Source organism: Paraburkholderia sp. BR10882 (assembly GCF_040948855.1).
In the GTDB taxonomy this organism is placed as follows: domain Bacteria; phylum Pseudomonadota; class Gammaproteobacteria; order Burkholderiales; family Burkholderiaceae; genus Paraburkholderia; species Paraburkholderia nodosa_A.
The window spans coordinates 174224-197243 of sequence record NZ_JBFPKP010000009.1; the positions used below are offsets into that span (position 1 = coordinate 174224).

At 65.0% G+C, this 23020-nt stretch carries 22 protein-coding genes and 2 riboswitches; of the genes, 7 read left to right on the forward strand and 15 right to left on the reverse strand.

Features of this window, described 5'->3' with window-relative positions; translation table 11 throughout:
- The first annotated feature begins 42 nt into the window (after positions 1-42).
- Complete coding sequence (locus AB3X99_RS23310; RefSeq protein ID WP_368618277.1) at positions 43-537, forward strand: hypothetical protein; 495 nt, start codon at positions 43-45, stop codon at positions 535-537.
- Positions 538-647: 110 nt separating this feature from the next.
- Here AB3X99_RS23310 and AB3X99_RS23315 read toward each other — a convergent pair whose 3' ends face one another.
- A complete protein-coding gene (locus tag AB3X99_RS23315) occupies positions 648-1016 on the reverse strand; it encodes an NUDIX hydrolase (RefSeq protein WP_069263547.1) in 369 nt (122 codons plus the stop codon).
- Positions 1017-1248: 232 nt separating this feature from the next.
- On the opposite strand from AB3X99_RS23315, the gene AB3X99_RS23320 reads away from it, so the two are divergent.
- Positions 1249-2160 carry a CHAD domain-containing protein gene (locus AB3X99_RS23320; protein WP_368618278.1) on the forward strand — a complete coding sequence of 304 codons (912 nt, stop codon included), beginning with the start codon at positions 1249-1251 and terminating at the stop codon, positions 2158-2160.
- Between the two features lie 16 nt (positions 2161-2176).
- Here AB3X99_RS23320 and AB3X99_RS23325 read toward each other — a convergent pair whose 3' ends face one another.
- The 3 genes from AB3X99_RS23325 to AB3X99_RS23335 form a co-directional block, all read right to left on the reverse strand.
- Positions 2177-2605, reverse strand: a complete 429-nt coding sequence (locus AB3X99_RS23325) for a hypothetical protein (RefSeq protein WP_368618279.1) — start codon at positions 2603-2605, stop codon at positions 2177-2179.
- Between the two features lie 133 nt (positions 2606-2738).
- Positions 2739-4214: a YncE family protein gene (locus AB3X99_RS23330; RefSeq protein WP_368618280.1), complete on the reverse strand. Its 1476-nt coding sequence runs from the start codon at positions 4212-4214 to the stop codon at positions 2739-2741.
- A 32-nt stretch (positions 4215-4246) separates the two neighbouring features.
- Positions 4247-4642 carry a DUF305 domain-containing protein gene (locus AB3X99_RS23335; RefSeq protein WP_368618281.1) on the reverse strand — a complete coding sequence of 132 codons (396 nt, stop codon included), beginning with the start codon at positions 4640-4642 and terminating at the stop codon, positions 4247-4249.
- Positions 4643-4959: 317 nt separating this feature from the next.
- Between AB3X99_RS23335 and AB3X99_RS23340 the strand changes: the two genes are divergently transcribed.
- Positions 4960-6543: an MFS transporter gene (locus tag AB3X99_RS23340; RefSeq protein WP_069263146.1), complete on the forward strand. Its 1584-nt coding sequence runs from the start codon at positions 4960-4962 to the stop codon at positions 6541-6543.
- 157 nt (positions 6544-6700) lie between these two features.
- Positions 6701-8662 (forward strand): phosphatase PAP2 family protein, encoded by a 1962-nt coding sequence (locus tag AB3X99_RS23345; RefSeq protein WP_368618282.1) that lies wholly within the window; start codon positions 6701-6703, stop codon positions 8660-8662.
- 57 nt (positions 8663-8719) lie between these two features.
- On the opposite strand, the gene AB3X99_RS23350 is transcribed toward AB3X99_RS23345, so the two are convergent.
- Positions 8720-9814, reverse strand: coding sequence for a porin (locus AB3X99_RS23350; RefSeq protein ID WP_368618283.1), 1095 nt, complete (start codon positions 9812-9814; stop codon positions 8720-8722).
- A gap of 56 nt (positions 9815-9870) precedes the next feature.
- Positions 9871-10005: riboswitch (cobalamin riboswitch) on the reverse strand.
- Between the two features lie 90 nt (positions 10006-10095).
- Positions 10096-10278: riboswitch (cobalamin riboswitch) on the forward strand.
- 102 nt (positions 10279-10380) lie between these two features.
- Between AB3X99_RS23350 and AB3X99_RS23355 the strand changes: the two genes are divergently transcribed.
- The gene (locus AB3X99_RS23355) at positions 10381-12339 is read left to right on the forward strand and encodes a TonB-dependent receptor (RefSeq protein WP_368618284.1); all 1959 of its coding nucleotides are present in this window, start codon (positions 10381-10383) and stop codon (positions 12337-12339) included.
- Positions 12340-12387: 48 nt separating this feature from the next.
- On the opposite strand, the gene AB3X99_RS23360 is transcribed toward AB3X99_RS23355, so the two are convergent.
- Both AB3X99_RS23360 and AB3X99_RS23365 read right to left on the reverse strand, forming a co-directional pair.
- Complete coding sequence (locus AB3X99_RS23360; RefSeq protein ID WP_368618285.1) at positions 12388-13029, reverse strand: glutamine cyclotransferase; 642 nt, start codon at positions 13027-13029, stop codon at positions 12388-12390.
- Between the two features lie 35 nt (positions 13030-13064).
- A complete protein-coding gene (locus AB3X99_RS23365) occupies positions 13065-14285 on the reverse strand; it encodes a helix-turn-helix domain-containing protein (RefSeq protein ID WP_368618362.1) in 1221 nt (406 codons plus the stop codon).
- 149 nt (positions 14286-14434) lie between these two features.
- Here AB3X99_RS23365 and AB3X99_RS23370 point away from each other — a divergent pair, with 149 nt between their 5' ends.
- Both AB3X99_RS23370 and AB3X99_RS23375 read left to right on the forward strand, forming a co-directional pair.
- On the forward strand, positions 14435-15199 hold the full coding sequence (locus tag AB3X99_RS23370; protein ID WP_368618286.1) for a DUF899 domain-containing protein: 765 nt from the start codon (positions 14435-14437) through the stop codon (positions 15197-15199).
- An 8-nt stretch (positions 15200-15207) separates the two neighbouring features.
- Positions 15208-16017 carry a DUF2182 domain-containing protein gene (locus tag AB3X99_RS23375; protein ID WP_368618287.1) on the forward strand — a complete coding sequence of 270 codons (810 nt, stop codon included), beginning with the start codon at positions 15208-15210 and terminating at the stop codon, positions 16015-16017.
- Between the two features lie 234 nt (positions 16018-16251).
- On the opposite strand, the gene AB3X99_RS23380 is transcribed toward AB3X99_RS23375, so the two are convergent.
- The 8 genes from AB3X99_RS23380 to AB3X99_RS23415 form a co-directional block, all read right to left on the reverse strand.
- Positions 16252-16632: a BON domain-containing protein gene (locus tag AB3X99_RS23380; RefSeq protein ID WP_069263139.1), complete on the reverse strand. Its 381-nt coding sequence runs from the start codon at positions 16630-16632 to the stop codon at positions 16252-16254.
- Between the two features lie 33 nt (positions 16633-16665).
- A complete protein-coding gene (locus AB3X99_RS23385) occupies positions 16666-17817 on the reverse strand; it encodes a porin (protein WP_368618288.1) in 1152 nt (383 codons plus the stop codon).
- A gap of 188 nt (positions 17818-18005) precedes the next feature.
- Complete coding sequence (locus AB3X99_RS23390; protein ID WP_368618289.1) at positions 18006-18338, reverse strand: Rieske (2Fe-2S) protein; 333 nt, start codon at positions 18336-18338, stop codon at positions 18006-18008.
- Positions 18339-18369: 31 nt separating this feature from the next.
- Positions 18370-19080 carry a DsbA family oxidoreductase gene (locus AB3X99_RS23395; RefSeq protein WP_368618290.1) on the reverse strand — a complete coding sequence of 237 codons (711 nt, stop codon included), beginning with the start codon at positions 19078-19080 and terminating at the stop codon, positions 18370-18372.
- Positions 19067-19627: an RBBP9/YdeN family alpha/beta hydrolase gene (locus AB3X99_RS23400; protein WP_368618291.1), complete on the reverse strand. Its 561-nt coding sequence runs from the start codon at positions 19625-19627 to the stop codon at positions 19067-19069. The genes AB3X99_RS23395 and AB3X99_RS23400 overlap by 14 nt, the downstream gene beginning before the upstream one ends.
- Positions 19628-19649: 22 nt before the next feature.
- Positions 19650-20498: a TauD/TfdA dioxygenase family protein gene (locus tag AB3X99_RS23405; RefSeq protein WP_368618292.1), complete on the reverse strand. Its 849-nt coding sequence runs from the start codon at positions 20496-20498 to the stop codon at positions 19650-19652.
- Between the two features lie 10 nt (positions 20499-20508).
- Entirely contained in the window at positions 20509-21489 is a 981-nt protein-coding gene (locus tag AB3X99_RS23410; RefSeq protein WP_069263134.1) for a quinone oxidoreductase, read from the reverse strand.
- 74 nt (positions 21490-21563) lie between these two features.
- Complete coding sequence (locus tag AB3X99_RS23415) at positions 21564-22895, reverse strand: MFS transporter (protein ID WP_368618293.1); 1332 nt, start codon at positions 22893-22895, stop codon at positions 21564-21566.
- Positions 22896-23020: the final 125 nt, after the last annotated feature.

Genomic DNA, 23020 nt, shown 5'->3' on the forward strand with positions numbered 1-23020 from the left:
ACCGGATATACTGTTTATACCGTTTTCAGACCGGAGATCGACATGACTGTAGCGACCACACGCAAACCCACCAGGAAGGCGTTCCACTTCCCGAAGTCCGCGGCAACCGAGGCAACTGCGGATGCGCAAAGCGAAACGGCAAAGCCCGCTGCGCCAGCGCCAGCGGAAGCGGCGATTAAGTCCAGGCGCAAGAAGGCCGCGCCCAAAGCGCCTGCGAAGCCCGCTAACGGCGCCGCACAGGCACCGGCGCCTGCACCTGCACCTGCAGCCGCACCCGCGGAGAAGGTCAAGGCCAAGCGCGTGAAGAAAGATAAGGTCGTGCGCGACAGCTTCACGATGCCCAAGACGGACTACCAGCGCATCGCGCTCCTCAAACGCAAGTGCCTGGAGGCCGGCGTTGCGGTGAGAAAGAGCGAACTATTGCGCGCCGGCCTTCAATTGCTCGAAGCGGCGCCGCAGAAGCGACTGCTGGCTGCGATCGAAGCACTTGAAACCGTCAAGACGGGGCGTCCGGCCAAAGGCGACGAAAACGCGTGATGGGCGCGAAGCGTTGAAGATGTTGGGCTTGGGATAGCTGCCTGAGGAAGGCAGATGCATCGGGATTGAACGCCGTGGGCGTTCAATCCGTCACCACGAGGGCCGTGGTGTTACTTCCTGCGCCGCTGGTTGATCAGCCGCACGATATCGTTCGTCGGGCCGCTGGTGAGCAGGCGCGGGATGTCGTCGAGGTGGACCCATCGACACCTGGCTATCTCGCTGCTCGGCCGTGCCTTGGCCTGCCTGGGTATTTCACAGGAGAACACGTGATGGTGTTTCTGCTTGCCGCGAATGTCGAACAGGTACCTGGCCGACTTGCCCAGGAGCCGCGTCTCCTCCTTGAGTTCTCGAAGCGCGGCCTGCGTTAGATGCTCACCGCGCTTCAACATGCCACCCGGTAGTGCCCACTTCGACTGACTGCGTGCTACCAGGAGAATTCGCTTACCTCTACGGCAGATCACGGTGGCCCGTTTCTTCAACTCGAACTCCCACTTCGTTCCCGGGAGGCGCTTCTCGATGCATCCGCACAGCAACGCCTGACGTAGGTAAGCATCGTAATACAGAAAATCAGAAGGTCAACCTGCTGGCGACGCAAAGGCTGTCAACTTGCCAGAATTTGCACACTTCATCAAATCGTCACGAAGATCAGGTTGCCAACCGGCCGTATGGTATGGTTTGGGGCAACCTGTTTTCGTCAGACTCGAGGCACGAATGGATATGGACGGTGACTGGCCTTTACCACGGCCGCGCACTCGCTTCAGAATCGATCGGCGACGCTCCGATGCGTCACTCACCAGCAAGGCCTCCATCGCCAGCACCTTCTCATCATTGGCCATGCCAGTGGTCACCGAAGCGGTGCAAAGGACGAAAGCCCTGTCGACAGGCGTCGACCCCGAAGCATTTCATCAGCTTCGGGTGGCCTTCAGAAAGCTTCGTGCATTGTATTGGGCGTACTCGCCCTGGCTCGGCGAGGAAGCCACCGCGCAGGCCAGCGAAGAATTCAAGCGTCTGGCCGCCGTAGCGGGCGGAACGCGCGACTGGGACATCGCCGGCGACCTCCTGGAAACCGCGCAGAAGTCAGACGCATCCATCGAACTGCTGGTGACCGCCGCGCGCGAGAAACGCGCGCAAGCGGTGGCGCATAGCCAGGCCATGATCAAGAGCGAAGCCGTCGAAGCATTTCTGAACGACGCGGTGCTTCGCGCGCAAACCACGCTGCAGTCGCGTTGCAGTGATCTTCCAATCCGCGCGTTTGCCAGGCAACGGGTCCGTATGGCGCAGCGCACGCTTCGAAAACGCAGCAGACGCGCCGCGCGAAGCGAGGCTGGCCACGAGGAAAGTCTGCATGACGTGCGCAAGGCCGGCAAAAAGCTGCGCTATCTGCTCGAGTTTTTTCAACCCGTCATCAAAGGCGACCACGATCGCACCATCAAGGAACTGACCTCCGTGCAAAAGACGCTGGGGGAATTCAACGACATTGCCGCGAGCGAAACCTTGATCCGCAACACCACATTCGACGAGGTGCCTGCCGACGTCGTCGAGAAGTCGTTGCAGTGGCTGGAAGAAAGGAAGTGCCAGCGAATAGATGTTGCCTCGCGGAGGGTGAGAGCCATTTCCGACTGAACCGGCTGCGCCGCCGTCACTGGCAGGTCACGACGCTAACAGGCAGGTTCTCACTCGCCGTGCCGAGCCGCTCGCGCGATGCGGTGGTGATGGTACCGCCCGGCGGTATGCATGCCGATTGCCCCATTCCCCCGCCGCCTTCCGTTTGCGGCGCGCCGTTGTCGAACGACTGCCACGTGATGATGACCGATGCACCGCAGTTGTTGATCAGGTCGGTGTAGTCGAGACCCAGTTTGGCATTTTTCCCGCGATATTCGCGGTCGATGCAGTCTGTCGAAAGCTCGCTCGGCTCGAAGCCGGGTGAGGCGGCGGCCGACACCGCACGATCGTCGGCGGCGTGGGCCGTGCCATGCACCAGAAGGATCAGGAACAGGACGGTAAGCTGGCTGTTAGCCAGATTGCGGGAAGCGCTCATTTCTTCACCTCGCTTTCGGGTGCCGATCACCGTCAGTTAGCTTCCCGCAGAGGCAGGCGTCAAGCGCCAGGCGCCTGCGTACGTGGGCAAACAAACAATGTCGCCCCCGAGCCGCAAGTTTTTACTAAGGAATTCGAAATGACCGGGACGATGCCCGGGATCCTCACAAGGCTTGCACCTGCACTACGGGTCCGGGCGCACCGCCCACGCTCGGCGCGATCACGAGATATCGTCGGCGGTCGGACACGCCGGGCGTGCCAGGCGCGACGACTTGTCGAATCTGGCCCAGCGTGTTGACGATTGCGGAGCCGGCCGGGTTGGCCTTGAAGCTTGCGAGGACGTCGATTTTGCCACTGCCGTCGGCGTGGTCCGAAAGTCCGAGGAAATACGGCTGGCCCGCCTGCAATCCCGTCACCGCCGCCTGCAGCACCTGCAGCACTCCCTGGTCGAACAACGCTACCGAAGTCGGCGCAGCGCCATGGTCGGCTGCGGCGCCACCCACCGGGATCAGCATGACATGCGTGGCCTCCCCCGCCGCGCCGAGCGGCTGCGTGTTGGCCGTGCCGTCGCCATCCGGCACGGCTTCGGGTACATACGCCACGGCTTGCGGCGCCTGGCCGACCGCAACCGTAGCGATGACCTTGTTGGTCAGCGTGTCGATTGCCGTCATCGCATCGCCGTTTTCGAGGCCCACGTAGACACGCGTGCCGTCGCCGGACGGCCAGATGCCGTGCGGCAGGCTGCCGACCGCAATCGTCGCTACCTGCGAAAAGTCGTCGGTGCGGAACACCTTGATCTGGTTCAGGCCGCCCACCGTCACGTACGCAAACATCCCGTGGGCGTTCTGCACGATGTTCACGTGATTGGTGATCGGCCCCGTGTCGAGCGTTTTCAGCAGCGCAAACGGCGGCCGGGCGTCGAATACCTGCGTCTTGCCCACATCCTTCAACGTGAACCAGACCTGCCGGCCATCCGGCGTCGCTGCGATGTTCGGGCAGAACGGGCTCGCCTGCGTGACGCGGGCCACGATCTTGTGATCGGCGACCGAAACGACGTCGGTTTCCGGATTGAAGGACGAACAGATATACCCGTACTTTCCATCGGGCGAGAAGATCTGCATGCCCGGCCCGGCCGGCACGACAATGCGCGTCTTCTCTTCGAAGGTCTTGCCGTCGAGCACATCGACATAGTTCTCGCCGCGCACGCTCACCCACACTTCGTTGCCGTCGGGCGTGAAAAACGCCTCGTGCGGGGAGCGGCCCACATAGGTCACGTGCTTGACCGCATTGGTTTGGGTATCGATAAAGGTCACCGAGTTCGAGCCGATCGACACAATGGCCAGTGTGCGGTGATCGGGCGAAAAGCCCATCCCATGCACGAGCAACTGACCGTGATAGAGCGGGCTGAAATTGGCCGGGGTCGGCTCCCCGAGGCGGATGACACCGACCAGACGATTGGCCGCCGGATCGATGATCGACACGGTATTCGAAAACTGATCAGACGAATACACCCGGTCCCGATGGCTCACCGCAATATCGGCCGCCGCTAGCGAGCCGGGGACCTGCCCCGCCTCGGCGAGTGTCGTGGCGGCGAGCGCAGCGGCAGTCAGGGCCGCACCAAGCATGGCGTTGTATTTCATGACGTTGTCTCCTGCGTCTTGATGCGAGCGGGTCAGTGGGACATCGGCGCCGGCGGCGTGTTCGGGTCATGCACCGCGAGACGCATGGCAACGATCTCCTGCTGTTGCTCGACCACGATCTCCTGGGCGATCCTGCGTAGCTGTTCGTTGTGTCCGTGCCGCAATTCCGCCATGGCCATGTCGATGGCACCCTGGTGATGGGGAATCATTGTTGCGACGAAATCTCGATCGGTATCGCCTGTCGGCCTGGCCGCCATCCCGGCCATCATCTTCGTCATGGCCGCATCGTTCTCTGAGAGAAACGAGGCTTCGTCATCGCTGCGAGACGATCCCGCGTCACTCGCCGACGCGGCGCATAGAGCGGCCAGGGAAAGCGTGGCCGCAACGCTTGCCGTTGCCCGCAAAACGAGTCGAATTGCAGCGTTCATGACGTCCCCTCCGTTTTGGTCGAATCTCATTCGACATGAAGGCAAACAACGGACTCGCCGATTTACTCCATGCCGGGCGAAATCGATTTGCAGAGCGACGAGCCGCGAAACGTTGGCAAACGCTTCGCATCTCCCCTGTCTCGCGCGGGTCGTGTGGAATAACTTCGTCGATGACGTGTTCGTCCCGTGACATTCGCGTATGCGGGCGTACCATCATTGCACAACGCACGAAGGTCGCACGCGCGGGCCCGACCCATTCATTTTTTGCCGGGCGCCGCATAGCAGGTTAGCCGCGTCGCAGCAGTAAGGAGCGTTACATGGCCACGAGCATTGGGCTTCACGATCAAGGACGGCAACTGTTGCCGTTTCGCGAGTCGGTATTGGCGATGCTCGGCGTCGCTTCGGTTTCGATGCTGATCGCGCTCGACCAGACCATCGTCGGCACCGCATTGCCGCGCATCGTCGCGGAGCTCAAAGGCTTCGAACTCTATGCATGGGTCGCGACGGCCTACATGCTGGCGTCGGTCATCACGATTCCGATCTTCGGGCGTCTGGGCGATCTGTTCGGCCGCAAGCCCTTCATGCTGGCAGCCATCCTTCTCTTTACCCTCGCCTCGGTGCTCTGCGGGATCGCGACCAACATGCTGTTTCTCGTGCTCGCGCGCGGCCTGCAGGGCATCGGCGGCGGCATCATGATGGGGACGGTATTCGCGACCGTCGCCGACCTGTTTCCCGATCCGCGGCTACGCCTGCGCTGGCTGGTATTCGTCTCCTCCGCGTTTGGCCTGGCGAACGTGGTGGGGCCTACGCTCGGGGGCATGCTGACCCAGCACGGCAGCTGGCGCCTCGTGTTCTTCGTCAACGTGCCGGTGGGCGTGGCGGCGCTCTTCTTCGTGAATGCTTTCCTGCCGCATCTGCACCATGCCCGCGAAGGCGCGCGGCTGCGTCTCGACTGGCTCGGCGCTTGCGTCGTCGCCGTCACGTTCGGCGCGCTGCAGCTCGGCATCGAGCTTCTGCCGAGGCAAGGCTGGACGACTTCGACGATCGTGCTGGCCGCGATCGTGGTGGTCTGTTCGCTGACGCTTTTCTTCTGGGAAAAGCGCATGGGCTATCCGATCATCCCCGTTGACATGCTGCTCGACCGCAAACTCGGCCCGCTCTTTGCAATGTCGGTGCTCGGCGGATTTGCATTGTTCTCGCTCGTTTTCTACGTGCCGCTGCTGTTCCAGGGCGGCTATGCGATGTCGCCGCGCGCTTCGGGCATGCTGATCACGCCGCTGCTGCTCGGCACAACGGTCGGCAGTTTCGTGAACAATCGCGTGGTCACGCGCATCCGGCGCGCCAATGCGATCCTTTACGTCGGCTTCGCGTTGGCGGCCTTCGCGAGCCTCGCGGTGGTGGTGCTGCGAGGCAACGAGCCGCATCTCGTGTGGATGGCGTGCATGGGCGCGAGCGGCCTGGGGCTGGGCCTCGTGGGCACGAGCCTCACGGTCTGCTCGCAGCAGATCGTCTCGCGCGACCATCTCGGCGCCGCCACGGCGATGCTGCAATCGCTGCGCACATTCGGCGGCATGCTGGGCACGGCGATGACGGGCGCGTTGCTCGGCCACGTCTACACCATGGGCGTGAATCGCTCACTCGACTCGTATCAGGCGACGCAATGGTTCAGGTCGTTTGCGAGTCCCGAATTGCTCGTAGACCGCGCCGACCAGGCCGCGCTGATCAGCCGCCTCGTGAGCGCCGGGCATGCCGGCGACGCGATGATGAATTCCGCGCGCAGCGCGCTCGTGGATTCGATCCACATGGGCCTCATCGTCGCTGCCGTAGCCGCACTGGCCGGCCTGTGTCTCGCGTGGTTCGTGCCGCCCGTGCGGGTCGGTTATCTCGAGGCGCAGCCGTAAATGGACGCCGCGAAATACTTCTACGCACTTCATTTCCATTGCCGTTTAACATCTGCGTAATAAATTGGTAATTAGGGAGTAATCGAGGGTAAGCATAATTCGCCGCCGTCAGTAGAAATAACCACACAGCATCAATCACGACGACGGAGCCCTCAGCATGCCCGCATCACGCCACCGAATTGCACTGCCGGTCTACCTGGCAGTGCTTACCAGCGTTGCCGCGCTGACCGCCTGTGGAGGCGGCAATAGCGATCCCGCCACCACCGCCGCGATTCCCGCGCCGCCAGCCGACCCCGGCTTCGTGGACAACGCACCGATTCCCGACGTACCGGCTTTTGTCGACAACATCGCGACCAACCAGCGCGGCGACGCGCGTTACGCCACGCTCGCGACGAATGCGGGCGTGCGCGTGGTGGCGCGCTTTCTCGATCTCTGGCAGCCGCTCACGCAGCTGGTGGACGCGGGCGTCTCCGCGCCCGCCAACGGCACATTCCCCGCGGTCGTGCAGTCGACGTGGACGGGCGTCCCCACCGACGGCACGCCCAACGGCACGATCCTCAACAGCACCGTGCTGAACGCGAACATCCAGTACGTCGTGACTGCGACGACCCAGCGCAGCCAGGCGCAGGCCGACGCGGCCTACTACGACGATCGCCGCGGCAAGGGCTACAGCGTGACCGACGGCATGGGGCCGCTCACCGCCGCCTGGCACTCGGCTGCGCAGCAGACGACGAGCATCACGTCGATTCCCGCGGACGCGACCACGACGCTCTACAGCGACTCGGGCAACAACACGGGCGTGGGCAGCACGAGCAACGCAACCTTCGGCAAGGTGGTCGACCTGCTCAACACGATGGGCAACAATGCTTCCACCGAGCCCGCCAAGCGCTTCTACAAATACGCGCGGCCGTTCCGCTGGAGCACGAGCGTCGTGGTCGACCCCACGCTCGTGCCGGCCATCAGCACGACGCCGTCCACAGACGGCGGCTTCATCAGCGGCCACGAAGCCGAAGCCATGCGCGACGCGATGACCATGGCATACCTCGTGCCCGAGCGTTACCAGGAAATGGCGAGCCGCGGCCTCGAGCTCGGCGAAAACCGCATTCTCGCGGGCATGCATTCGCCGCTCGACGTGATCGGCGGCCGCATGTTCGCGCTGGCCGCCACTGCCGCGAATCTCTACGATCCCGCGAACGCCACGCTCAAGAGCGCGGCCTATGCGCAGGCGCACAGCGCGCTCGAACAGGCCACCGGCACGAGCGCCACGACCTTCCCCGCCTTCGCGCATTCGTCCACGACCGCGACCGACCGCTTTGCCGACTATGCGACCAACAAGTCGGAGTTCGCGCGCCGCATGACGTTCGGTTTCAGCCAGATCGAATCCACCGAAGCGCCGCCCGTCGTGCCCAAGGGCGCCGAGGTACTGCTCGAAACGCGCTTCCCGTACCTGAGCGCCGACCAGCGCCGCATCGTGCTGAAGACGACCGAAGTCGTCTCGGGCTATCCGGTCATGGACGACGCCGAGGGCTGGGGCCGTCTGAACATGTTTAGTGCTGCAGATGGTTATGGTGCGTTCAACGGCAATGTGATCGTGGCGATGGACGCGACCCAGGGCGGCTTCAACGCCGCCGACACCTGGCGCAACGACATCGCCGGCTCGGGCAAGCTCACGCTGCAGGGCAGCGGCACGCTCACGCTTGCGGGCAATAACAGCTACACGGGCGGCTCACAGGTGAGCGGCGGCATGCTCGCTGCAGCGTCGACCACGGCCTTCGGCAACGGCGACGTGTACGTCGGGTCCGGCGGCGGCGTGACCGTGGCGACGAGCGCACCGTTGACGGTGGCGGGCAAGTACACGCAGCTCGACGGCACGACGCTCGAACTCGATATCGACGGCAACGGCGGCGGACGCCTGCGTGTGGGCGGCCAGCTCACGGTGGCGGGCGGCACGCTGCATGTGAAGTTCGTGAACGGCTATACGCCGAAAGTGGGCGACACGATCGACGTGATCGACGGCAACGGCGCATCGGTGAAATTCGCGACCGTCACTGTCGATGGCTTCAAGGCCACGCCCGTTTATTCTTCGACCGGCGTTTCGGTGAAGCTCTCGGCTTCGTGACGTAGCCACGCAGTATAAAGGCCCCGAATCGCAACGGTTCGGGGCCTTTTTTACGCATCAGAAGCGATGCCGGATGCCCGCGGCCACGAGCACCTGGTTGCGGCCGCCCGACGGGTCGCAGGTGTTGATCATCGCAAGCGCACCGGACGACGCGCGCTGATAGATCGCCTCGGTATAAACGTCCGTGCGTTTGGACAGTTGATAGCCGGCCTGCAGCGCGCCTTGATGCCAATGCGCGGAGGTCGTGCCCGTGTAGGCATACATGCCCGCGAGCGAGAACGCGGGCGTCACCTGCGATAGCGCATTCACTTCGTAATTGCTGAATGCGATCGAAGGCAAGGGCGCGCCGCCGTCGGCCTCGCTGACACCGGTATGAATGGAACGCGACCAGGCCGCGCCAAGCGTGACGTCGCCCAGCGCGTAGCTCATGCCCGCGCCGATGATGTCTTCGCGCTGCACCGCGACCTCGGTCGGCACGAGGCCCGCACCCGGCAGCACCGACGTCTCGTACGCACCCACCGAAGAGGCGCCGCGGCCGTTGATGTGCATCCACGCCACGCCTGCGCTGAACGGGCCGCCTTCGTAATGGACGCCGAAGCCGTAAGCGCGATTTTGCGCGAAGCGCCCCGCCTCGTTCGAAAACGCGTACATCGCGCCGGCGCTGAAACCACCGTACGTTGCGCTCGCGTACTTCACGGCGTTCGAGGCGAGCCACGAATTGTTGGCGTTGTCGTTGTCGAACGGATGCGCGAATGCCGTGCCGCCCGCGCCGCCCGTTAGCGTGAACGGGGCGAAGTAGTCGTGCATCGTGTCGTACTGGCGGCCTAGCGTGATCGTGCCGAGTCGTTCGGATTGCAGACCAACGTAGAACGGATGGTCGTTGAAGGCTTCGCCAGAGGTGGCCGAGAAGCCGCGCTCGAGGCGAAAGATCGCGGCGTTGCCGCCGCCGAGGTCCTCAGTGCCCTGCAGGCCCCAGAAGCTGCCGTCGACAAGACCCGAGCCTGCACGATATTGGGTGCGGCCGCCAACGTCGCTGACATAGTCGACGCTCGCGTCCATCTCACCGTACAACGTGACCTGCTGCGCCGAGGCGCCAGCGCCGGTGAATGCCAATGCCGTCCCACCCAGGACGGCGAGAATGTTCTTGTTCATGAGTCATCTTGTTTGTGTAGGTGGGATTGTGTGGACGAGCGCCGTCCGCCCCCGCTCGATGCGGCGAGGACGTAGCGAGGTCTGATTTCTGGCTCGATTGACAGCCGGTCACAGTGGCGCGACCGCGCCGGATTCTCACTGGCTTCCCTGCTGCGTTTCGCTTGTGCAGCGCCTACGCGCGAAAAACAGCCGCAAGGATAGCGTAAGTTGCGGGAGCAGCCAAACCGGGTGTTTTTGCCACACGACGCTCGTCAAAGGTTGACGCACCGAATGCGCGGCCCTTACCCTTGCGCCCTGATGGTTCCCGGCGACGGGATCAAAAGGGAACGCAGTGCAAGACTGCGGCTGCCCCCGCAACTGTAAGCGGCGAGTCCATGCCAGAGAAGGCCACTGGGAAACCGGGAAGGCCGGCTGCGGATGTCGACCCGCGAGCCAGGAGACCTGCCATCAACCGAGTCCAGCAGCCGCAGCGGGCGGGGATCCCCGATGCGCAAGCACCGCCCGCGTGGCGATCGCCCGTTGCACGGACAGCCCGTATTTCAGGAGCTGTTTCCAGCCATCGCATCATGAAGTTTCGCCAATTCGTATTGACTTCCGCCGCGCTCGCCTGGGCGTGGCAAACCGCGCATGCCGCCGACGCCGCCGACGCCGCCGACGCCGCCAATGCATCGTCCGCCCAGGCGCGGCAGCAAGCCGGCGGCGACACCACGCTGCCCAATATCCTCGTCGTGGGCGACGCGCAGCATCTGCCACAATCGTTCGATCAGCGCTACGCAACCACCCAGGTGCTTACGCGCCAGGACCTCGAACGCGTGTTCCCCGTCGACCCCAGCATCGCGCAGGCGCTCGCCACGCTGCCGGGTGTCACCGTCTCGCAGACCGGCGGCCCAGGGTCGTACACGGGGGTGAGCATTCGCGGCTCGTCGGCCGACCAGGTGGCCGTGTTCATCGACGGCATACGCATAGGCTCCGTCACCACGGGCACGGCTGAATGGGCCGATCTGGCGACTGCCTCGTTCGACCGCGTCGAGGTGATCTCGGGCCCCGCGGCCGCCTCGTTCGGCGCGGACGCCATGGGCGGCGTCGTGCAGCTCTTCACGCGCCATGCGTCGAACCAGCCGAACCAGACCACCGTCTCGTTCGGCGGCGGCTCGAACAAGACCTTTGACACGCAGGTGCGCACCTCGGGCACAATCCCATCGACAGGACCGCTTTCCGCACTGAGCGGCCTCACCTACTCGCTGGGCCTGCACGACTACAACACGGCGGGCATCGACGCGACGCAGCCCGGGGCCTACGGCCACGAAGACGGCCGCAATCCATACCACGCGCAGAACCTCGACGCGCGCCTTGGCTACGCGCACGACAACTGGTCGATCTCGACCTTCGCGCTCTACCACCGCTCCGATCTCTCCTACGACAACGCGGGAGGCAACGACCGGCAGCGCGACACGCAGCTCACGACCGGTCTCGCGTTCCACCTCGACATCACGCCGACCACGCAGTTCGACCAGTCGGTGGGCTACGCGACGGACCGTCAGTTCCTCTATTCGAACGACCCGACGATCCCGACCGACGAAATCGACTCGACGCGCTTTTCCACCTCCACGTCGATCACGCATCAGGAAAGAGGCCATACGCTCTTCGGCATGCCGCTCGACGGCGAGACCAAACTCGCCTACGACTACACCCGCGAGCTGGCGTTCCTGCCGGTGGATGTGCCGGGCGGCCTGCCCGCGCGCAACGATTCGGCCGTGTCGATGCATCAGTCGACCACGCTCGGACCCGTCACGCTGTTTCTGGCGGGGCGGCACGAAATCGTGCAGGGGCAATCGGTGAATACGGGCAACGTCGCGCTCTCGTGGGCCATCACGCCGGTCTACACGGCGCGCGTTTCGTACGGCAATGCGTTCCGCCTGCCGACGTTCAACGACCTCTACTATCCGGGCTACTCGAATCCCAACCTGCTGCCCGAGCGCAGCGACTCGGTCGAAGCCGCGCTCGATGCCACCACGTCCATCGGCACGTTCACGGCGGCCGTGTACGACACGCGCGTGCACGATCTCATCACGTACAACTCGCAGACCTTCCTGCCCGTGAACGTGGGCCGCGCGCACATTCAGGGTCTCGACCTCTCGTACAAGGGCACGCTCGGCCAGTACACGCCGGTGAGCCTCACGGTGGGGATTCTGAATCCGCAGGACGTGACCGACCAGACCTGGCTCAATCGCCGCCCGCGCCAGACGGTGAGCCTGAGCGTGGATCACACGTGGGACGAGTTCCAGCTCCACGCGCTCAGCACCGGCGTTTCGCTGCTGTATAACGGCTCGACGTTCGACGACCAGCTCAACACGATCTACCTTCCCTCGTGGACGACGGTGAGCCTGCGCGCGTCGTACAAGGTCAATGCGCATCTCGCGCTATCGGCCACGCTGGCGAACGTGTTCAACCGGCAGTACGTGACCGCCTACGGGTACAACACGCTGGGGCGCACGGCGTTTGGCAAGGTGACCTATACGTTCTGAGCGTTGCGTGCGAGCGGGTGCGTTCAAGCGTTTCGCGCGCCCGCTCGCCTAGCCCTCGCGCTTCGGACGCCGCACCGCGCGAATCTTCCCACTGTTCCCGCCGCCGCAGAAAAACTGCTCGCCGCCATCGGACTCCAGCCCCGAAACGGCGGTGCCGGGCGGCATGTCGAGCTGTTCCAGCACTTCGCCCGTGCCCGGATCGATACGCCGCAAATCGCTCTCGTCGCCTTCCCAGGTGCCGTGCCACAGTTCACCGTCCACCCACGTCACGCCCGTGACGAAGCGGCTCGATTCGAGCGTGCGCAGGATCGCGCCCGTCTGCGGATCGACCTGATGGATCTTGCGCTCTCGATACACCCCGACCCAGAGCGTGCCGTCCGCCCACGCGAGCCCCGAGTCGCCGCCGCCTCCGGGCGCGGGAATCGTCGCGAGCACGCGGCCCGTTTCGGGGTCGATCTTGTGAATGCGATCCTCGGCGATCTGAAACAGATGCCGCCCGTCGAAAGCCGTGCCCGCGTGCGCCGCGATGTCGATCGAGCGCTGCGTCTCGCCGCTCTGCGGATCGAGCGACGCGATGCGCTCGCCGACGGCGAACCACACCTGTTTGCCGTCGTACGTGACCCCGCCCACCTTCTCGATGCCGGGGAAAGGGCCGTACTCGCGGACGATTTCGGCAGTCGTTCGTTTCATGGTTTCCTCCTTGAATGACGGGACAGACGTTCATCCTAGTCGCCTGGCAGCGGGGCGGGGAGTAACAAGGTCGTCGCGAATCCGGGGACGGGCGGCGTGGTCCAGCGGCGCGCGCGGCCGTAGCCGAACGATTGCACCTTGTCCGCCGCCGCGAGCGAATCGAGCGCGCGCTGCACGGTGCGCTGGCTCGCGCCGAGCGCGAGCGCCAGCGCCGAACTCGACCACGATTGCCCATCGGCGAGAAAAGCCAGCACGGCGGCGTGCTTTTCTTCCACGGGCCGCGCCAGTACCACCACTTCGCTCGCGTGGCGCGGCGCCAGCGCGAAGCCCTGCTGGGTCGCGCCGATCTCGGCCACGTCGCGCATCAGCGTGCGCAAGCGGCCGATTTCCACGCGCAGGCGGGCGCGGTGCGTTTCGTCGGCGTGCTTCGTGCGAAAGGCGCGGGCGATGAGCGCATCGCGCGGCACGTCGGCGGGCCACGCCTGCGCAAGCGCGCGGGCGAGCACGAACAGCACTGGCCGTCTTGCGAGTTCGATGACGGTTGGCCCCTCGCGCGCGACGTAGCGGCACGCGTCCACGACGAGGGCCTTCGAGGCGAGCAGCGCCTCGACGTCTTCCAGCAGCAACACCCGCTCTTCACCGCGCGCGATGAGTCGCGCCGCCGGTGAGGCCAACAGCAGCGCTGCGCTCTCGATCTCGGCGCTCAGCGCCGCGATGCCCGCCTCACGCGCGGCGCGCGCGGCCGCGCAGAGCGCTTGCCGCGCCGCTTGCGTTTGAATGCGCCGCATGGCAATGCCGGCGGCGATCAGCTCATGCGCCGCGCGCAAAGCGGGCGGCAACGGCGCGGGATCGACTTCGGAAAGCATGCCCCCAGCCTCGTCGAGCCGGCCGATCAGCAGCAAACGGCGAATTTCCAGGTAGAGCGCGTGCGCGGCATTGAGGCGGTCGCCATGGGCTTCGAGCGTTTGCCGCGCCGCAGCGAGCGTATCGGTCGGCCAGCCGAGATCGCGCGAAGCGAGCGCGATTTCGGCCTCGGCGACGACGCAGCGCGCGCGAGCGACGGCCTCGCGAGCGCCGAAGCCGCGCGCCGCGCTGCGCAGCAGCGCTTTGGCGCGCGCGAAGTCGCCGAGCTGCGCCATGGCGATGCCGCGCAGCGCGAGCGCGGGCGCGTCGTCGCGCAACGCGACCCGGTTCAGCGCGCCGAGCGGATCACCGGCCGCGAGCGCGCGCGCGGCAGCCGTGATCAGCGAATCCATGGTCATGGGAATCCCGCCACACTTGTCACTCCCCCTCCTTCTCGGTCCGGACCTAATCTAACACGGCGATCAAATGAATCATCGATCGAACGACGCGGCAGTACCCACAGCACGCCGCCACCGTAGTCAACCCATAGGAGGACCAGGCAATGGCAACCCATACCACAGGAACACGCGAAGACTGGCTCGCGGCGCGCATCGAACTGCTCGCGGCCGAAAAGGAGCACACACGGCGCGGTGACGCATTGGCGCAGCAACGCCAGGCGCTGCCCTGGGTGCGCGTCGACAAGATGTATCGCTTCGAAACCGAAGAGGGCGGCGCCACGCTCGCCGATCTCTTCAAGGGGCGCTCGCAACTGCTCGTTTATCACTTCATGTTCGGGCCGGACTATGCGGCGGGCTGTCCGTCGTGTTCCTCGATTGCGGATGGTTTCGACGGCATCGCGGTACATCTCGCGAATCACGACGTGCGGCTCGTGGCGGCGTCGCGCGCGCCGCTCGCGAAGCTGCTCGCCTACCGCAAGCGCATGGGATGGCATTTTCCGTGGGCCTCGTCGAACGGCAACGACTTCAACTTCGATTTCAACGTGGCGTTCACCACGGCGCAGCAGCGCGCGGGCGACATCGAATACAACTATGCGCGCAGCGGCCACGCCATGGACATGAATCCGCCGCCCGCGCCCGTCGCCGAGTTCGCGGCGAGTTGCGGCACCGACGCGGCGACCTATACGCGCGACCGTCCGGGCCTGAGCGCATTCGTGCTCGAGGACGGCGTGGTCTATCACACGTACTCGACCTATGCGCGCGGTCTCGATGGCGTGTGGGGCATGTACCAGTGGCTCGACCGCGCGCCGAAGGGACGTAACGAGGCCGGCATCTGGTGGCACCGGCATGACGAATACGCACAGAGCTGAGGCGCATCATGGATAACGTCGGCATGACGGTACGGCCCTGCGGCGGTATACCGCGCGCGATTTTCTTCGGCGTTGCGTCGCTGGTCTTCGCGGCGAGCGCGGCGGCAACGTTCGTCCGGTGCGCTTCGATGCAGGCGATGGGCGGCACGCCGATGCCCGGCGGCTGGACGATGTCCACGCTCTGGACGCCCATGTGCGGACGCACCTGGTTCGACGCCACCGTATCGTTTGCCGGCATGTGGAATGTGATGATGGTCGCGATGATGTTGCCTGCGGTCACGCCCGCTTTGTGGCGATATTTCGAGGCGCTGGGCGACGCACGCGCGGCGCGTGCGGGTGGGATGACGGTGATGGCTGGGGTGGGTTACTTCTTTGTGTGGCTCGTGGTTGGAGTGCTCGTGTTCGCGGCGGGGGCGCAACTCACCGCGCTAGTCGTCGATGCGCCTGCATTGGCGCACACCGCGCCAGCCGTGGCCGGTGTCGTCGTCGTGATGGCGGGCGTGTTGCAGTTCTCTGCGTGGAAAGCGCGGTGGCTTGCGTGCTGCGGGAACTTGCCGTCGTGCGGGCATGCGCGGCTCGACGTGCAGGCCGCGCTGCGGCACGGTTCGAGGCTCGGCCGGCATTGCCTGTACTGCTGCGGAAATTTGATGGCGGCGCTGCTTGCGGCAGGCGTGATGGATCGGCCTGCGATGGCGCTGGTCGCGGCGGCGATCGCAGCGGAGCGGTGGATGCCGGGCGGCACAAGAGTCGCGCGCGGGATTGGCGCGGCTGCGATCGCGGCGGGCGTCGCGATGGTGGTGCGGGCGGTGGCCGCATAAAAAAATCGCCGTTCCGCATCCGCGAAACGGCGATAAAACGCTCCGACTCTAACGTCGAACTCACGCCTCCAGACTCGCGCCTGCACACGAGTCTGATCGACGCTCCGGATTGTTGTTAGCAGTCCGGAGTAGCAGCAAGAGGCCGGCCGAATTCCACCTCTGTGCTGCTGGGCGAAGCGCGGCGCGACCAGGGGGACTCCCGGCCTCGCCGCGCTCCGCGCCTCTTGTGGCGGCTTACATGCCGCCGAAAGACTTCTTGACCGTCAGCTTGTTGGTCACCGACGCCACGCCGGGAACGCCCTTCGCGATCTCCTCGACCCTGGCGATCTGCGCGGTGTCCGAAACGGTCCCGTTCAGCGTAATCGCGCCACCCCTGGCCCCGACGCTGATGTTGCCCGCGTTGATCGACTTGTCCTTCCCGATGGCCGCATACACCTTGCGGCGCATGGCACGATTCGCCTGCCTGTCCGTGGGAACTGCCGCGCCAGGAGCAGCCGTTGTCGACGCCGCCTGCGCCCCCGCAGCCGCGCTCGCGTCACCCTGCGCCCACGCACTCATGGAAGCCGCCGCGACGAGCGTCGCGATCGCCAATCCGGCTACCGTAGTTCTCTTCATGAATTGCTCCGTTCTTTCTTGAGTTTATGAGGATCAGAACGCGTGACGAATACCCACCATCGCCGCCGTCGTCGACTGGCCCGGCGCGACCGGCGCTCCGTAGATGATCGTCTGGTTCATGGTCCCCTTGTTGCTGACGTAGCCGACCTGGGCGTAGGCCCTGGTTGCCTTCGAGAGGTTGTATTCGGCGCCCACGGCGACTTCGCTCGAATGATTCGCCGAGTTGTTGCGGTCCTTCAAATAGTAGTAGCCCGAAGTGACCTTGAAGACCGGGCTGAACTGGTAACCCAGGCCGGCCGAGATCATTTCGAAGTTGTAGGTCGCTTTGGTGAACAGGCTGGACGAATTGGACGAACTGAACGAGCCGGATATCGAGAATCCGCTGATCGTGTACATCGCGCCGACATAATAGAAATTGTTGTTGTTGCGGCCCGTCGCCGGCGCGGCCGGCGTCGTCGGATAGGTGCCCGCGTACGGGTTGGTGTCGTGCCCGCTGTAGTAAACGCCAGCCAGGTTCAGGCCGTAGTTCGAGTACTTGAGCACGGCCGACTCGCGCGTGCCGCCCTGGAATTGCCCCGGCACGCCACCCGGCGCGTATTCCAGCGCGAGCGATGCGCCATAGAACTTTGGCGAGCTATAGACGATCGCGTTGCTGTCATAGAGCGCGCCGATCGGCGCATTCGTGCTCGTGCCCGGCCAGCCGGCGGCCTGATTGAGGCCCAGCCACGCGGTGAGAATACTGCCGAAGTACTGCGCGCCGCGTACGTCCGTGTCCGCCATCGCGTAGATCATCGGGATGATCTGCCGGCCTGCGTCGATCGAACCGAACCAACCCGATCCGCCGATGGTCGTGATCTGGTTGAACAGCGCCGTCACGCCCGGCGTGTCGGACAGGCCCGGCTTGCCGTTGTTCGACGTGAACGACCCTTGCAGCTTGAAGTTGATCTTGTAGCCGCCGCCGATGTCCTCGGTCCCCTTCAAACCCCAGATACTCGAAAAGATGCCGCCGTCCTTGAGTTGCCAGACGCTCCCCAGATTCTTCGCAGTCCCCGAAAAGTTTGCGGCCGAAGTGCTCTGGTACAGCACACCGGTGTCGACCACGCCATAAAGTGTGACCGACGATTGCGCATGCGCCGCGCTGGCGAACAGGACCAGCGCTGCCACGCTGCCGAACTTCACTTTCATTGCCTCTCTCCGTGTGTGTGGCTGCCGGGTGGTCCCGGCGCCTTTTGTTGTTGCCTGGTGGGGATTACATGACGTCCTTGCGGCGATCCACGATCTGCATGAGGCGGCTGCTCCATCATCAGACCCTGCATGGTTTGCTATCCTAAGTGACTTCGGTACGTATGCGGTTCTTGAGTGCGATGCCGTGGCTATGCCTGGCTCGGAGCCGGCGTTTCCATGACACTCACCAGCAGCTTTCCTTGCGCAGTCCGCACAGGAAATGTCGTGACCTTCAGCCCGCCCGCGCCCGGCATACAGCCGCTGCGCAAGTCGAAGCGCAGTCCATGCGCGGGGCAGCGCACCACGCATCCTTCGAGCGGGCCGCTCGCGAGCGAAGCGCCGCTGTGGGGGCACGAATTGTCGATCGCGTGCAGCTGTCCTTCGATATTGAACAAAACGATGCTGCGGCCGTCGACGAAAACCAGCTTGCGCTCGCCCGGCGCAAGTTCGTCGGCCGTGCCGACCGGCACTTCACGTGTCATCCCCGTTCCCCTCGACTTTCTTCAACTCGCCTCAGTGCGCGACCGCCAGCGCCATCGTGCCGGCCATCGCGACCGGCGAGTACACGCCCGAGAGCGAGTACCCCGTGTTGAACACGAAATACGGCACGCCGTTCACCTGTGGATCGGCGTACGGCGCGCGCTGTCCGGTCGGGTCCGCGAGGCGCTTCGATGCGGCAATGTGAGCCGCCAGGCGCTCACGCTCGAGGCCGCATTCGAGCCCCAGACGCTCGAGCACCGCGTAATCGCCGATGTTCTGGCCTTCCATGAAGTACGCCTCGAGCACGCGGTCGATCAGCACCGCGCTCTGTTCGCGCGTGCCGCGGCTCGCGGCAAACGTGACGAGGTCGTGCGCGGCCGCGGTGTTCGGCAGCACTTCGATGCGATCGAATGCGAACTCGACACCCGCGTCGCGCCCCGCGCGCTGCACCTGCGCGCGCCTCGCGGCCACCGCTCCGTCGCTGCCCAGGCGGTCGCGATAGAACATCTGATACGGCATGCCTTCGAGCGGCGTCCACGGCAGCAATTGGTGTGAGCGCCACTGCACACGCACACGCACGTCGGGCCGCGAATTCGCGAAACGCGCGAGCGCTTCGTCCAGATTGCGCTTGCCGATCAGGCACCACGGGCAGATGAAGTCGAAGAAGGCTTCGATCGTCAGCACGGGCGGCTCGCCCGCGTCGCGACTCGCCTGCGCCGCCCACTTTTGATCAGACAAGCTCATGAATCAACATCTCCGCCATGGGCCATTCGCCGAAACCCGCTGCGGGATTCAGATGACCGACTTCGCCCAGGTCGACGAGGCTGCTGCCCCAGTCCTTCGCCATGGCCTCTACGCGCTCGAAGCGCGCGAGCGGATCGTTGCGGCTCGCGCCCACGATGCTCGGAAACGGCAGCGGCTTGCGCGGAATCGGGTTCCAGCCGTGCTCGGCCAGTGCTTCGAATGGCGGGTAACCCGGCGGCAGCGGCGTTTCGAGGTCGGCCGGCGCGGCCAGCAGCGCGCCGTGAATCTTGCGGCTGTGCTGCTGCGCCCAATGCACCGTGATCATCACGCCCGCGCTATGCGCCACGAGAATGACGGGACCGTCGATCTTCGCGAGCGCCGCGTCGAGCGCCGCCACGCGCGCTGCACGGCTGAGCTTGTCGTGCTCGAGCGGCGGCACCGAGACCGCGTTGGGCAGCTTTTGCTGCAGCAGCGTTTGCCAGTGCTCCGCCACGTGGTCGCGCAACCCCGGGACCATCAGCATGGTCGGTGTGGTCTTCAGCGTCATTCGTCAAGGTCTCCTGCGCGCTTCAGTACGGCTTATCGCCAATAATGCCGGCGCGTTCCATCTTGCGGTGGCACGGCGGGTAGTCCATCACCGCATAGTGCTGGGTGCTGCGGTTGTCCCAGATCGCGATGCTGTTCGGCTTCCAGCGCCAGCGTACCTGGTACTCCGGAATATAGGCCTGGCTCACGAGATAGCGCAGCAGGTCGCCCGCGCCCGGATTGGCGTCCTGCCCGAAACGCACGCGCTCGGGCGTGTGATAGTTCGTGAAGTGCGTCGTGAATGCGCTCACGAACAGCACCTTCTCGCCGGTCTCCGGATGCGTGCGCACCACCGGGTGCTCCGCATCGGGAAACTGCGCCTTCAGCGCATGGCGTTTCTCGATCGGCATGGCCGCGCCGAAGCTCGCCTCGATGCTGTGGCGCGCGTACAGCCCGGCGATCTGCGCCTTCACGTGTTCCGGCAGCTTATCGTAGGCGAGCGCCATGTTCGCCCACATCGTGTCGCCGCCCACGGGCGGGCACTCCACGCAGCGCAGCACCGCGCCGAACTGCGGCGCCTCGCGCCACGTGGCGTCCGCGTGCCACGCGTTTTCGTAGCGGTCGTTCGGCTGCTCCGGATTCTTGTAGATGCGCACGAGGCCGGGATGCTCAGGGTCGCTGCCCGCCACCGGATGATCCTCCAGCTCGCCGAAGCGGCGCGCAAATGCCACGTGTTCGGTGCGCGTGATGTTCTGGTCGCGCAGGAACAGCACGCGGTGCTTGAGCAGCGCCGCGCGAATCTCGGCAAAGAGCGCGTCGTCGTGAACGGCATCGGCGAGATTCACGCCGGTCAGTTCCGCGCCGATGGCATAGGTCAATTGTTCGACTTGCATGCTGCGCTCCTCAGATGACGAAGACCGACGACCCCGTCGTCTTGCGTGCTTCGAGGTCGCGATGCGCCTGCACCGCGTCTTCCAGCGCGTAACGCTGGTTCAGTTCGATCTTGATGCGGCCCGCAGCGACGTGCCCGAACAGCTCGCCGGCCAGCTCGTTCTTCTCCGCGGGGTCCGCAATATAGTCCGCCAGCGCCGGGCGCGTGAGATAGAGCGAGCCCTTCATCGCGAGGATCTGCGGGTTGAACGGCGGAATCGGACCGGAAGCCGTGCCGACGCAAACCATCAGGCCGCGGCGCTTGAGCGAGTCGAGCGACGCCTCGAAGGTATCCTTGCCCACGCTGTCGAACACCACGTTCACGCCCGCGCCGTTCGTCAGTTCGCGCACGCGCTTCGCGACATCTTCGCGGCCGTAGTACACGATGTGGTCGCAGCCATGCGCGCGCGCCACTTCGCCCTTCGCCTCGTTCGACACCGTGCCGATCACCGTGAGGCCCAGCAGCTTCGCCCACTGCGAGACGATCAGACCGACACCGCCCGCCGCGGCATGCAGCAGGATCGTGTCGCCGGCCTTGAAGTCGTGAATGCGGCGCATCAGGTACGACGAGGTGAGGCCTCGCATGGTCATGCCGGCCGCCGTTTCGCATGCGATCGCGTCGGGCAGCTTGATGAGCGGGGCCGCCGGAATCAGGCGTTCGGTGCTGTACGCGCCGAGCGTGTTGATGAAGCCGGTGTAGGTCACGCGCTCGCCCACCGCCACGTTGCTCACTTCGGGGCCCACGGCCTCGACCACGCCCGCGGCTTCCACGCCCATGCCGGCAGGCAGCGGAACGGGGTACAGGCCCGAGCGGAAGTAGGTATCCGCGAAATTCAGGCCGACTGCCTCATGGCGCAGGCGGACCTGTCCGGGGCCGGGATCGCCCACTTCGACGCTTTCGTAGCGCAAGACTTCGGGACCGCCGGTTTCGTGGAAGCGCACTGCTTTCGCCATGTTCAATCTCCTATCCTTTACTCAAACGCGTCGACTCGAAGTCAGTCAAGCCGACTCGAACTGCCTGTTCAATTTCATCGTTGTGCGTGACCACCGGCTTCTTCGCGCAGGGCATTCACACGATCCAGATCGACGGTGTAGTTGCGCTTGCCGATCAGGAAAACCACTGCCGCCACGAGCGGCGCAAACGGTACGAGTTGCAGCGCGCCAAGCAGGCCGATATGGTCGGCGGCAATACCCGTGAGCACCGCGGCGGGCGCGAGGCCGAGCAGGTTGTTCGCCAGCGTTAGCGTGGCGAACGCCGAGGCATGGATCGAGGGCGGCGTGAGGTTCGCCACCATCGCGCCCGAGGGGCCCGCTGCGCCGGCACAGAAGAACATGGCCGCGCCGATCAGAACCAGCTGCGCCGGGCCGGCCGGCATGCGCAAGCCGACCGCGAGCAGCGCGAAACAGATCAGGCAGTACGCAATCGCGATGCTCCATTTGCGCGCGCCATTATCCTTGCTGAAGCGGTCCGCGAGATTGCCGCACACCACCATGCCAACGCCCGTCACGAGCACGAACACTGCGGCGGTCCCGGCCGCTTTGCCGGTGGCCATGCCGTAGTAGCGGTTCAGGAAGCTCGGCAGCCAGCTCCAGACGGCCGCCGGCACGAGCAGATGCACGCCGCTGCCCACATACGCGCACACCACGGAGCGCGTGGAAAACAGGCCCTTGAGCAGCGCGCGCAGGCTCATGCGCATCCCGAGGCCATTCGCCTCGCGGCTCACGCTCGCCGGCTGCAGCGAGGCAATGCGCTTCTCCGTGACGACGATGCGATAGATCACGACCAGCACGATCCCCATGGCTGCCATCGCGCCAAACGCCGCGCGCCAGCCATGCTGCGCAGCCACCGCACCGCCCAGCGCCATGCCCAGCACCGAGCCGAAGGCGCCACCCGCCATGAATGCGCCCGTAATCGTGGAACGCAGGCGCACCGGAAAAATACTGAGGACAACGGCAATCCCCACGCTGCCATAAGCCGCTTCGCCGATGCCGACGAAGGCGCGTGCAAGCAGCATTTCGCCGTAGTTCGTCGAGAGCGCGCAACCAAGCGTCGCGAGACTCCACAACGCCGCCATCAGGACGATGCTCTTCACGCGGCCCCAGCGGTCGGCGAGCACCGACAGCGGAAACGTGAGCACGCCCACCATCAGTGCGACCACGCTGCTCAGCGAGCCGAGCTGCGTGTCCGAAAGACTCCATGCGGTCTTGAGCAGCGGAAAAACCGCATTCAGGACCTGCCGCGACATGTAGTCGGAAAGCAGCAGCCCGACCGTCAAGGCGAACACCACCCACGCATATGCGCGTACGTTCGTCCCGGTCTTCGTCAATTCGCCCGCGGTGGGCTCGGCATGCGTGAGCATGGGTTGTCTCCGTGGTAGCCCGCTCTTCGTCGGGTTCCGTTGTTCTCTCAGTTTCAGCAGGTACGACGCAAGCGCCAAACCCTCGCTTCGAGGCCCGGCACAAGCCTATGCCCGCGCCGGGCCCC